Here is a 12,037-nt window from a genome sequence, read left to right as displayed (position 1 = left end):
CGGCGAGCACCGGCACGAGCAACCCGAGCGCGAGCAGCACTGCGGCACCGGCGGCGGAGGCGACAGGATCCGCCGCTCCGTCCTCCGAGACCACGCCGCCCTGCACGAAGAGCTGCCAGAGCGCGAACGCGGCGAGGGCTGTGACGATCAGCGTCGGCACCAGCAGTGCCGTCACCACACCCCGGCCGGCGTCCGAGCGGGCCGTGGCCGCCGGGGTGGACACGCGCGCCGCCGTGAGGGCGGCCGCCCCCGCAGCGATGAGCACGGTGAGCCCTGCGGCCACGATCGTCGAGAGGCCGGGGAGGGCGAGCGGGAGCAGCACGAGCAGGGCGAGCACGGCGCCCACGCCGGCGGCCGCCGCAGCCTCGCCCGCGGCACCGGTGGCGATGTCGGTCGCGGCGGCGCCCCGCGCGCGCACCAGACGCAGCTCGTCCCGGCGTGCACCCGCCACGGACGTGAGGATCACGGCGATCGCGATCGCCCCCAGCGCGACGAGGATCGCTGTGGGGACCGCCAGCATCCCGCGGGCGACGCCGATGGCGCGCGTCTGCCGATCCAGCAGGTCGCCGAGCGAGCCGTCGACCGCAGTGCTGGAGCGGTTGTCGGCATCGACCTGAGCCGGGAGCTGCGACAGTCGTGCCAGCCCGGCGCGATACGCATCGATGCTGCCGGCCGTCAGCGCCGTCGGCACGAGGGTCCAGGTCACGGTCGGCGTGGTCCACAGTCGCGCCATGTCGCCGTCGGTGATCAGCACGGGTCCGGCGGCGCCGCCGGATTCGCCGGACGCCACCGCGGGATCGCCCGCCCACGTCGGCGCGGCAGGATCCTTCGCCCGCCAGGTCCCGACCACCGAGACCTCGACGACTCCTCCCGACGCATCCGCGCCGAGCCGGATCCGATCGCCGATCCGCCAGCCTCGCGTCTCTGCCGCGGCTGTGAGCACGGCCGCCTCGCCGGGCCGTGCCGGCCAGCCACCGTCGACGAGATCACCTCGATCGGTGATGCCCTCTCCGCCGATCGCCTGCACCGCGTCGGGGTTGCCCAGGGAGATCTGGCTCACGGCCATCCGGCTGATCGAAACTGGGGCGCCGGCGAAGGCCTTCTCGATCGCTGCGCGGACGGCACTGTCCTGCGCGTCAGGATCTCCAGTGCTCAACGCCGTGACGGTCGCCGCACGCGTTCCGGGTTCGGCGTGCTCCGCCACCTGACGCACGCCGTCATCCACGAGCCGCCCGGACAGGGCGTCGATCCCGCCGACGCCGAGCACGACGAGCCCTGCGGCCAGCAGGACGAGCAGGAGTCGCGCGGTCTGCTGCCGCGCCCGCCTCACTGCAAACGTCATCGTCCTCGCCTGTGTCACCGACCGCTCCGCACGCCCGCGATGGGATCGTTACCGATCCGTACGAAACGCACGTCCCCCCATCCTGAGGGCACCGCCACCGCCACGCAATGGTTTCTTTGCGGACTCTGTGAATCGGCTTCGTGAGGCCCGCTCAGACCGCGCCGGTCTCGGCCGCGACCGGGGTCGCCACGCCGTTGGCCGCGGCCGGGAGCCGCCGCTCGAGCGCGATCGCGAGCACGCAGATCAGCACGGAGCCGGCCACCATAGCGATGATGAACCACACCTGACGCCCCCCGCCCAGCAACAGCCCGGCCGCGATGGGCCCGGCGATCGCCCCGCCCTGGAAGGCCGCAGCGTTGATCGCGTTGTACCGCCCGCGGCTGCGGTCCGAGGCGAGGTCATTGCAGATCGCGGGCACCGTGGGCTGCAGCATGGTCTCGCCGAAGGCGAAGACCCCCATGAAGAGCAGCACGCCGATCGCTGCCGTGAGCGATGCCGGCAGCAGCCCGGTGAGCCCGAGCAGCACCCAGGAGAATCCCCAGATGAGGGTCATCACCTGCATCACCCTGGTGCGGCGGCGCCCGGTGATGAGCTTCAGGACGGCGAACTGCAGCAGCACGATGACGGCGGTGTTCACGGCGAAGGCGAACCCGATCACCTGCGTCGAGACGCCCGACACCTGCCGAGCGAACGCCGGGAAGCCCCCCTCCATCTGCCCGTAGCCGATGAACACGGCGAGGAACGTCAAGAGTGTCAACCAGAGCACGGCCGGCCGGCGCAGGATCTGGCGGTATCCCTCCGCCTCGGTCTCGTGCTCCGCGGAGGGATCGGCATGCGTGCGCACGTGCCGCAGGGGTCCGAGCAGCAGCGCCATCGGGATGAGCGAGCTCGCCGCGTCGATGAGGAAGATCGCCGTGAACGTCTCCGGCCGGTGCACGTCGATGAAGAAGCCGCCGATGATCCCGCCCACGCCGATGCCGAGGTTGATCAGGGCGAAGTTCACGCCGAAGTACTGCTGACGCAGCTCGCCCGCGACGATCGTGGCGATGAGGGCGTTGAAGCCCGGCCAGGAGACACCGAAGTTCACCCCCATCAGCACGAGCGCGATCGCCGCGACCACGGGCGATGTGGCGAAGGCGAGGAGGGTGCAGCCCGCGATCATCGCCACGAGGCCCGCGAGCAGCACCCGCCGGGCGCCGTAGCGGTCGATCAGCGTCCCACCAGGGCCCGTCACGACGAGTCCCGTGACGGCGATGACGCTCATCAGCGCGCCGGAGACGCCCAGGTCGAAGCCGCGCACCTCGTGGAGGTAGATGATCGTGAAGGGCAGGGTCAATCCACGTCCGAGCGTCTGGATGGCGACGGTGGACAGCAGCCAGCGCCCCGGAGTGGGGAGCGCGGCCCAGAAGGTTCTCATTCCGGTCACCGCACAAGTCTGCCGGTGACCACGGACACTCGCCTCCCCCGCGCGCTCAGCGCGTCGCGCTCATCGCACGGCGACGCTGATCCTGGCGAGCGCCTGCGCGAGGTCGCCGATCAGGTCCTCCAGATCCTCCAGGCCGATCGACAGCCGCACGATGTCGGCGCCGGGGCGGGCCTCGGCCGCGACCGGCCGGTGGGTGAGCGCCGCGGGATGCTGCACGAGCGAGTCGACTCCGCCGAGCGACACCGCGTGCGTGAACAGCCGCACGGATCCGGTGAGCGCCTCGGCGGCCGCGTAGCCGTCGCGCAGTCGCACCGCGATCATCGCGCCCCCGCCGCGCATCTGCCGCGGGATGAGTCCGCGCTCGTCACCGATTCCGGGGTAGAACACCTCGGCCACGGCCTCATGCTCGGCGAGCCACGCGACGACGCGCTCGGCAGAGCGCTGCTGCCGTTCCATCCGCACCGGCAGCGTCGCGAGACCGCGGTGCAGCAGGTAGGCGCCGAGCGGGTGCAGCAGCGCACCCGTGATCGCGCGCACGCGGCGCAGCGCCTGCGCGGTCTCCTCCGAGCACGCGATGACGCCGGCGATCACGTCGCCGTGCCCGCCGATATACTTCGTCGCGCTGTGCAGCGACATCCGCGCGCCCAGGTCGAGCGGGTTCTGCAGCAGCGGCGTCGCGAACGTGTTGTCCACGACGACGGGCACCTCGCCCGCTTGCGCGACGACCGCCGCGATGTCGACCAGGTCCAGCGTCGGGTTACCGGGGGTCTCGACGACCACGAGGCCGGTGTCGGGACGCAGGTGCGCGTGCACCTCGTCCTCGGCGCAGAACGTCGTCTCCGCGCCCAGCAGCCCGGAGTCGAGCAGGTGGTCGGTGCCGCCGTAGAGCGGACGCACCGCGACGATGTGGTGCTTGCCCATCCCCGTCGTGTGCGACAGGATGGCCGCCGTCATCGCGGCCATACCGCTCGAGAACGCGACGGCGGCCTGGGCGTGCTCGAGCTCGGCGAGGCCCTCCTCGAACCGGGCGACCGTCGGGTTCCACAGCCGGGCGTACACGTTGCCGCCGTCGGGCAGCGGATGCCCGCCGGTCGCCATCGACTCATAGGAGTCTCCTCCGTGCACGATGTCGGGCAGCGGGTTGGTGGAGGAGAGGTCGATCGGCGGGGCGTGCACGCCGAGGGCTGCGAGGGCGGCCCGGCCCGCGTGCACGGCCACGGTCTCGGGTCGCAGGGGCGTCTCGCGCAGGGATTCGTCGTCGATCATGATCCCAGGATCCGTCTGCGCACAGGAATCCGCCAGATCCATTGCTGCGCGGATGTCTTCCGGCTGCCAAGCTTGTGTCGTGCGCAACATCCGGGGGGTCGTGAGGAGCGGATCTTGATGGCAGAACAGCACGGGGTCGACGCTCTCGACCTGCGCATCCTCGCCGCGCTCTCCGCGCAGCCCGACGTTCCGATCAAGCAGCTCGCCGCCGCGCTGGGAATCCCCGCCTCGACGTGCGCGTTCCGGCTCCGCTCCCTGCGCTCGCGCGGGGTGATCCAGGGGCTGCGACTGCAACTCGATCCTGCCGCGCTCGGCTGCCCGGTGCAGGCCGTGATCCGCGTGCGACTGGGCAATCACAGCAAGACCGGCGTCGAGACGCTGTTCGATGCACTCGAAGCGACGGAAGGCGTGCTGCAGGTCTTCCACATCGCAGGCGCCGACGACTTCCTCGTGCATGTCGCCGTCGCCGACGCCGCGGCTCTCCGCGACATCGTGCTCGAGCGCATCACGGTGCACGACGTCGTCCGCGCGACGGAGACGCAGCTCGTCTTCGAGCGACGTGACGGCGCGGGCATCGCCGCGCCGCGCTGACATGCCCTAGTGGTTCACTGGTCGCGCCGGTTGTACTTGCCGTGCCGGTCGTGCGCAGAGTGCAACGGGGGCTCCGTGCCGTCGCCGTGCTCGGCATCGGCGTAGGCGCCCTCATCATCCGGACCCGGGCCGCCGCGCTCGGTGCGCGTGTACTGCCCGTGCACGGTGCGCTCGGGCTCGGACTCCCCGTCGACCTCGGTGTACCTGCCCTCGAGTCCGTCGCGCGGATCCGGGACCTGGGGTTGCTCATCCTGGCTCATGCTGGTCCTCCCATCGGGAGATGGCGCATCTCTCCTCTCCAGGGTACGTCCGCGGGCACCCTACCGGACAGGTTCCCGGCCTAGCCCGCCCGACGCACGGCATCGCGACTGTACAACGCCGCTGACGTTCGGCACTCTGAAGGAGTGGTGCCGCACCACCGCGCGGATCCGGAACGAACCGCACGCTCATCCCAGAGAGAGCAACGCATGACAGCCTCTGACCACGCCCCCGTCGGCACCGTCACCGAACCGTCGAAGCCGCGCGAGACACCGGGCTGGATCCGCGCCGTCCTGACCTATCTGCTCCGCAACCCGTTCAGCGCGATGCTCGCGGTGGTCGTGTTGGCCGCGGGGTTCGTCACCGGTACGTTCCTGGGCCGTTTCCCGCAGGAGTTCGCCGCTTCCGTGAGCACGACGATCGAGGACGGCGGCTGGTGGACCCCGCTCACCGCGCTGCTGTTCGCAGACTCGCTCATCGGCGGAGTGCTCACGATCGTCCTGATCCTGACCGCGGGCGCCTACGCGGAGCGCAAGCTCGGCAGCGTCCGCGCCGCATGGACCTTCTTCCTGACCGGGATCCTCGCGATGGCGATCGGCCTGAGCGCGCAGGGACTGCTGGTCTCCTGGGGCTCGCAATGGGGCATGCTCGCCGGCTACGACGCCGTGGCGGATCCGACGATCGGCACTGTCGGCATGCTGATGGCGGCGAGCGCCTTCGCCCCCGCGCTGTGGCAACGCCGGATCCGTATCGTCGGCTTCACCCTGCTGGTGATGTTCGCGCTCTACGCTGCGGACAGCGACAGCGTGTTCCGGCTCATATCGGGCGTGCTCGGCCTGCTGCTCGGACTCCTGCTGGCGCGGGGGACGGTGCCGGCGACCTGGCACCGCAGCTCTCATCGCGAGGTGCGCACCCTGGTCGCGGCGATCGTGGCCGCGACGGGACTAGGGCCGTTCATCGTGCTGATCTCCGGCGCCTGGTACGCGCCGCTCGGGCTCGTCGTATCCGGATTCTCGCCGATCGAGGCGGAGCAGATGCCCAAGTCCTGCGTGGACGATTTCACCGCCGACTGCGTGCGCCAGGCCGACGCGATCCTGAACTCGGGTCCCGGCCCGTTCCTGGTCAGCCTCGTCCCCCTCCTGCTCACCCTTCTCGCCGCCTGGGGGCTTCGCACCGGCCGTCGGGCCGCGTGGATCATGGCGCTGGGGGTCAACACCCTGATCGCCCTGCTGACAGCCACGTCGGTCGGCATCAACGATCTGCTCGACGACAAGATCCGCGGGGGCCTGCTCGTCGAGGACGGCATCGCGATGATCCTGGCCGTGCTCGTACCCATCGGCGTGATCGTGCTGCTGCTGTTCACTCGACGGCACTTCAGGGTGGCTGCGCCGCGGGCCGCCGTGCGGCGCTTCACGGTCACCGTCGTCGGCGCGTTCCTGGTGTTCGCCGGCGCCTATCTGGTGATCGGGCTGATCGACGGCGACAACTATCTCGACGGGCAGCCGTCCATCGGCGAACTGCTCGGGGACATGGTCCGCCCCTTCGTCTCGAGCGGTCTGCTGCCCGCCATCGCGGACGCGGGGATCCCGGTCGACGGCGCCGCTCTCTTCGTCTACCAGTGGGTCGGCGTGCCGTTCTGGATCGTCTTCATCCTCGCGACCGTACGGCTGTTCCGCGCCACGCAGGTCGACCGGCACGTGGTCGAGGAGGCGCGCTTCCGGGCTCTCCTGCGCGAAGGAGGCGGCGGCACGCTCGGCTTCATGGGCACGTGGGCCGGCAACAGCTACTGGTTCACGGCCGACGGCCAGGGAGCCGTCGCGTACCGCGTCATCCGCAAGGTCGCCCTGACGATGTCGGATCCGGTCTGCGGCGAAGGCCGGGAGCGGGAGACCGTCGAGGCGTTCATCGCCTACTGCGAGTCGCAGGGCTGGTCGGCGTGCTTCTACAGCTTCCACGAGCGCTTCCTGCCGATCTTCCAGTCCTTCGGATGGCAGCACATGTCCGTGGGAGAGGAGACCGTGATCGACCTGGCCGGATTCGAGCTCACGGGCAAGGCGTGGCAGAAGGTGCGCCAACCCCTGAACCGCGGCGAACGCGAGGGCATCACGACGCTCTGGTCGACGTGGCACGACCTGCCGACCCGCTATTCCAGAGAGATCACCGCGGTCAGTGAGGAGTGGGTCGCGCACAAGAAGCTCCCCGAGATGGGCTTCACCCTCGGCGGGATGGAGGAGCTCAAGGACTCCGACGTCGGAATCTTCCTCGCGATCAACAAGGACGGCGGGATCGAGGCCACGACCAGCTGGCTGCCGAGCTGGACCGACGGCAGGGTCACCGGCTGGACCATCGACTTCATGCGCCGCAGTGACGGATCCATGCCCGGCATCATGGAGTTCGTCATCGCCTCCGCCGCCCTGCACATGAAGGAGCAGGGCGTCCAGGTCCTCAGCCTGTCCGGTGCACCGCTCGCGACCAAACCCGGCGAGGAGCCCGCCGAACCTGGCGTCATGGACCGCCTGCTCGGCTGGCTCGGAGAGATGCTCGAACCGGCTTACGGCTTCACGTCGCTGTTCCGGTTCAAGAGCAAGTTCAATCCGCGTTACGAGACCATCTACATGGCCTACGCGGATCCCGCCCAGCTCGCGAGGATCGGCATGGCCATCGGCAGCGCCTACCTCCCGGAGGCCACGCCGAAGGAGTACCTGGCGCTCGTGCAGACCCTCACCAACCGCGGGGGCGACCGCTGAGGACGGTCGGAGCGCGCCACGCCGAGACCGCGTTTCGCGGCCAATGTATGGAACTCTCAGAAACGATCCGTATTATTACGGAGTTGTAACACCACTCCGTTCCCCCGATGACGGAGACGCCACACCCTCTCCGCTGCCCGAGGAGCACATCATCAGTTCGCGAGCCCCCGAAACCGCGCACACTTCTGCCCGCACGTCAGAATCCCCGTCCGCGACCGCCGGCCCCGCCGCACCCCGCTCGCGCCGGGAGATGAGGGAACAGGCCGCCGCGCAGTCGTCCGCCCCCGCGCAGACCGCAGGTTCCGCCGCTTTCTCGCGCACCCCTGCCGCGCCGGCCGCCGCGCCGCTGTTCTCCCCCACCACGCCTCGGACGCGCATCCCCGCACCTCCGCGGGCTCCCCAGCCCGCGACCCGCTCCGCAGCCCCCGAGCAGCCGACGCATGTCGTCCCGGCCGGCAAGCGTCCCCGCCGCGGTGCCAAGAACCTCAGCCGCAGCACCGGCGCGGCTCTCGCGATCTCTGCGCTCGTCGTCGGAACGGCGCTTCCCGCCCTCGGCATGGTGCGCGCGAGCGACGCCAAGCCCGCGACCAGCGCTGCCGCGGACATCCGCGCCCAGTCGTTCACAGCTGCCAACGGCGTGCTCCCCGATGTCCAGGTGCACGGCACGTTCACCGCGACCACGCCCACCGAGCTCAGCGCGATGCAGGCCGCCACCGCCGCCGCGGCGCGCACCGGCGTCTCCTCGATCGCCAAGCCCGGTCAGGTCATCTACCCGATGGCGGCCGGTTCCTACACGCTGACCGACGGTTTCGGCGCCGCGCGCACGGGCCGCAGCCACATGGGCCAGGACTTCGCCGCCGCCATCGGCACCCCGATCTATGCGGCGGCGGACGGCTGCGTCACGCTCTCCTCCGAGAGCTACCAGGGCTACGGCGTCACCGTCGAGATCGCGCACCCGGCGCTCAGCGGCAGCAACGCCGTCTCGACGCTGTACGGGCACATGACCTACGGCAGCCGCGCGGTCCAGACCGGCGAATGCGTCACGGCAGGTCAGTTCATCGGCCGGGTCGGCGACACCGGCTGGACGGTCGGCTCCTGCCTGCACTTCGAGGTGCACATCAACGACAGCGCCATCGACCCGCTCGCCTGGCTCGAGTCCAACGTCTTCTGATCCGACGTCGGATCAGAAGAGGCCCCCGCTCCGGCGGGGGCCTCTTCGTCTTCCCCGACCGATCAGCCCGGTCAGTGGTGCGCGTGCGGATCCACGAGCGGCAGGTCGGCGCCTCCGCCGTGATCGTGCACGCCTCCGTTCGCCCCGGCATCGGTCTGCGCAAGGCCCGGCGTCACGAGTGCGGCGACGAGCACGGCCCCCAGCATCGTGCCCACCGCCCTCGAGCGAGACGCTCGGGCCGAGCCCTCCCCGGCATCGGCCCGAGCCTCCCCCGCTCCCCGCGACCGCGCCGCCATCGCTCCCGCGGCGATGACGAGCAGAGACGAAGCCGCGACCGCGATCACGGGCGCTCCCCCCAGAAGGGCACCCGCCCCCAGCACCACCGCGATGATCGCGGCGGTCGCTGCGCCTCTCCCCCACAGGATCCGCCCGGCGCGGAGCACCGCGACGCCCCAGCCGAGCTCCACGACGCCGATGACCAGCATCGGCACGAGCAGCACCAGGGAGCGGACATCGGCGCCGATGACCGCAGCGCCGATGGCCAGGTGGATCAGGCCCGCGCCCCAGGCGAGGAGCGCGGGCCAGCTGCGCAGCACGACGGCCTCAGGCCATCGCCCTGCGCGGCGCGTCGCGCTCGACCCCGATCCCGACCGCGAGCAGCAGCAGCGCGCTCGCGAGGTGCAGGAAGTGGTCGAACGTGTTCAGCGCGAGGATGTTCGCGGCGGTTCCCACCAGGAAGAACCCGACGATCCCGAGCAGCAGGTAGGCCGCGCCCACGACGGTGTTGGTGCCCTTGGCGGCGCGGGTGGAGACGAGACCCGCGACGAGCAGCGCCGCTCCGATGAGCAGGTGCGCGACGTTGTGCAGCGGGTTGACCATGAAGATCCCGAGCAGCATCCCGCCCTGCGTGGCCAAGAAGGACACTCCTCCGGTGACGGCGAAGCCGAGCGCCCCGACGACGATGTACACGGCGCCGAAGACGACGCCGATCAGACGGTTGGGTGACGAACGCATTTCTCCTCCTCGAGTGCGGCACGATGCCGCTCACCCTCTGTTCGGAGCCGTCCGCCGATCGGATGGGTTTCTTCCGCGTTCGGGGCGACGACGACCGGATCCCGCCTCCGATCACGCCGGATGTCGTCATGTGTCAGGGATCCTGTCACACGCCGCCTCGCGCACCTATCATCGAGCGATGAGCACTCGCCCCTTCCGCGCGGACATCGTCGGCAGCTTCCTCCGTCCCGAGGCGCTGAAGGCCGCCAGGCAGAGCCATGCGGACGGCCGGCTCGACGCCGCCGGCCTTCGCGCCGCCGAGGACGCCGCGGTCGCCGACCTCGTGACGAAGCAGGCGGATGCCGGCCTGCTTCCCGCGACGGACGGCGAGTTCCGCCGCTCCTGGTGGCACTTCGACTTCTTCGACTTCCTCGACGGCGTCGACATCGTCGAGCTCGACCACGGGATCCAGTTCCGCGGAGTGCAGACCAAGCCGCGCGGCGTCGAGATCTCCGGGCCGATCCGCTTCGATCCCGCACACCCCTTCCTCGCGCACTACTCCGCACTGCAGGAGACGATCGAGGGTTCGACGGGCGCCGTCCCGAAGTTCACGATCCCGGCGCCGACCGTGCTCGACTTCCGCCTCGAGCCGGACCACATCACCACGAAGGACTACGACGGCAGGGACGCGATCGTCGACGATCTCGTCCAGGCCTATCGCGATGCGCTGGCCGCGTTCTACGACGCCGGCGCCCGCTATCTCCAGCTCGATGACACGGCCTGGGCCTACCTGTGCTCCGAGACCGAGCTGGCCAAGGCCCGCGAGCGCGGCATCGTGACCGACGGCATCGCCGAGCGGTACGCCGACGTCCTCAACCGCGTGCTCGCGGGCAAGCCGGACGACCTCGTCGTCACCACCCACGTGTGCCGCGGCAACTTCCGCTCCACCTGGATCTCCTCGGGAGGCTACGAGCCCGTCGCCGAGCAGCTCCTGGACGTGGTGGAGTACGACGGGTACTTCCTCGAGTACGACAGCGACCGCGCGGGAGGGTTCGAGCCGCTGCGGCATCTGCCGAAGGGCGACAAGACCGTGGTGCTGGGGCTGGTGACCTCGAAGAGCGGCGAGCCAGAGGATCCCACCGTCGTCAAGCGCCGGATCGATGAGGCGGCGGCGTTCGCGCCGCTCGAGCAGCTCGCGCTCAGCCCGCAGTGCGGCTTCGCCTCGACCGAGGAGGGCAACGTGCTCACCGAGGACGAGCAGTGGGCGAAGATCCGCTCCGTCGTGGACATCGCCGCCGACGTTTGGCGCTGAGCGGATCCTCACCCCTGCCGCGTCAGGTCGAGGTGATCCGCGACAGCCGGTTCGCGCGCCTTCCGACCGTGCTGGTCGCCCAGCCCGCGCGGATCACCCGCATCGCGTCCCGCGCGAGTTCCGCGCCGTCGTCGTAGACGTCACGCCAGATGGAGAGCCCCCTCGCCCCCTCGGGAGCGAGGACCGACCGCGAGAACGCCTCGACGCCCCAGCGGCCCTGATAGCCCGCGTCGAGCGCATCGCGGACGATGCCGGGGATGTCGATCGCGCCGCCGGACAGGGCGCCGCGGCCGGACTGCCCGAGCTCCAGATAGCGCAGCCGCGGCAGCGCCAGCCGGACGGCCTCCGCGATGTCCGACTCCTCGATCGCCATGTGGAACGTGTCGAGGTGGATGCCGAGGTGAGCGGATCCGCTCGCCTCGACGTAGTCCATCGCTCGCCGCGCGGTGTTGATCGCGGACGTCTCATATCGGTTCAGCACCTCGAACACCATCGCAACGCCCTGCTCCTGGGCCTCATCCGCGATCCGTCCCACCGCGGCGGCCGACCACGAGAATGCGGCGGAGCTCGTGGTCCCGCCGGGCGGGCCGAAGAGCCCGTACGGGACTCCGTTGAGCTGATCCGCACCGAGGGCGACGGCGAGGGCGAGACTCTGCCGCAGCAGCGCGGCGCCCGCGGCCCGCGTGGCGGGATCGGACGCTGCGACGTCCGCGTGCGGAAGCTGGATCGCCATCGCGATCGGCGCCAGCCCCCGGTCCGCGAGCAGCGCGCGCAGACGGGGCACGTCGACGGTCTCTGCGTCGAACGGCGGCACCACAACGCGGCGATAGCCGCTCGCCGCGAGCGCGTCGAGGCTCCAGGGCAGCCGCGGCGACTGCGGATCGGAGACGAGGACGCTGAGCTGACACGCGACGTCGAGGTCGGGCGTCAT

Annotated in this window: 11 protein-coding genes; 4 read left to right on the top strand and 7 right to left on the bottom strand. The window is 70.7% G+C overall.

Annotated elements, in window-relative coordinates; genetic code table 11:
- From AC1DG4_RS15210 to AC1DG4_RS15200, 3 genes are all read right to left on the bottom strand, one after another.
- A partial coding sequence (locus AC1DG4_RS15210) for a hypothetical protein (RefSeq protein WP_477421321.1) occupies positions 1 to 1,342 on the bottom strand: 1,342 nt, incomplete at its 3' end.
- A 151-nt stretch (positions 1,343 to 1,493) separates the two neighbouring features.
- Entirely contained in the window at positions 1,494 to 2,759 is a 1,266-nt protein-coding gene (locus tag AC1DG4_RS15205) for an MFS transporter (RefSeq protein WP_477379331.1), read from the bottom strand.
- Positions 2,760 to 2,828: 69 nt separating this feature from the next.
- On the bottom strand, positions 2,829 to 4,034 hold the full coding sequence (locus AC1DG4_RS15200) for a trans-sulfuration enzyme family protein (RefSeq protein WP_477378889.1): 1,206 nt from the start codon (positions 4,032 to 4,034) through the stop codon (positions 2,829 to 2,831).
- 117 nt (positions 4,035 to 4,151) lie between these two features.
- Between AC1DG4_RS15200 and AC1DG4_RS15195 the strand changes: the two genes are divergently transcribed.
- Positions 4,152 to 4,625: an Lrp/AsnC family transcriptional regulator gene (locus AC1DG4_RS15195; RefSeq protein ID WP_477378888.1), complete on the top strand. Its 474-nt coding sequence runs from the start codon at positions 4,152 to 4,154 to the stop codon at positions 4,623 to 4,625.
- A gap of 14 nt (positions 4,626 to 4,639) precedes the next feature.
- On the opposite strand, the gene AC1DG4_RS15190 is transcribed toward AC1DG4_RS15195, so the two are convergent.
- A complete protein-coding gene (locus tag AC1DG4_RS15190) occupies positions 4,640 to 4,885 on the bottom strand; it encodes a hypothetical protein (protein ID WP_477378887.1) in 246 nt (81 codons plus the stop codon).
- Between the two features lie 207 nt (positions 4,886 to 5,092).
- Here AC1DG4_RS15190 and AC1DG4_RS15185 point away from each other — a divergent pair, with 207 nt between their 5' ends.
- Both AC1DG4_RS15185 and AC1DG4_RS15180 read left to right on the top strand, forming a co-directional pair.
- Positions 5,093 to 7,630, top strand: coding sequence for a bifunctional lysylphosphatidylglycerol flippase/synthetase MprF (locus tag AC1DG4_RS15185; RefSeq protein ID WP_477378885.1), 2,538 nt, complete (start codon positions 5,093 to 5,095; stop codon positions 7,628 to 7,630).
- A gap of 250 nt (positions 7,631 to 7,880) precedes the next feature.
- Positions 7,881 to 8,801, top strand: coding sequence for a M23 family metallopeptidase (locus AC1DG4_RS15180; RefSeq protein WP_477378884.1), 921 nt, complete (start codon positions 7,881 to 7,883; stop codon positions 8,799 to 8,801).
- Positions 8,802 to 8,872: 71 nt separating this feature from the next.
- Here AC1DG4_RS15180 and AC1DG4_RS15175 read toward each other — a convergent pair whose 3' ends face one another.
- Positions 8,873 to 9,397, bottom strand: coding sequence for a hypothetical protein (locus AC1DG4_RS15175; protein ID WP_477378882.1), 525 nt, complete (start codon positions 9,395 to 9,397; stop codon positions 8,873 to 8,875).
- Between the two features lie 7 nt (positions 9,398 to 9,404).
- Positions 9,405 to 9,815: a DUF4383 domain-containing protein gene (locus AC1DG4_RS15170; RefSeq protein WP_477378880.1), complete on the bottom strand. Its 411-nt coding sequence runs from the start codon at positions 9,813 to 9,815 to the stop codon at positions 9,405 to 9,407.
- A 178-nt stretch (positions 9,816 to 9,993) separates the two neighbouring features.
- On the opposite strand from AC1DG4_RS15170, the gene AC1DG4_RS15165 reads away from it, so the two are divergent.
- On the top strand, positions 9,994 to 11,106 hold the full coding sequence (locus AC1DG4_RS15165; RefSeq protein WP_477378878.1) for a 5-methyltetrahydropteroyltriglutamate--homocysteine S-methyltransferase: 1,113 nt from the start codon (positions 9,994 to 9,996) through the stop codon (positions 11,104 to 11,106).
- Positions 11,107 to 11,128: 22 nt separating this feature from the next.
- Here AC1DG4_RS15165 and AC1DG4_RS15160 read toward each other — a convergent pair whose 3' ends face one another.
- Positions 11,129 to 12,037 (bottom strand): sugar phosphate isomerase/epimerase family protein, encoded by a 909-nt coding sequence (locus AC1DG4_RS15160; RefSeq protein ID WP_477378876.1) that lies wholly within the window; start codon positions 12,035 to 12,037, stop codon positions 11,129 to 11,131.

The organism is Microbacterium sp. 05N427, from assembly GCF_056397105.1.
This window is presented reverse-complemented; position numbering and strand designations above follow the sequence as displayed.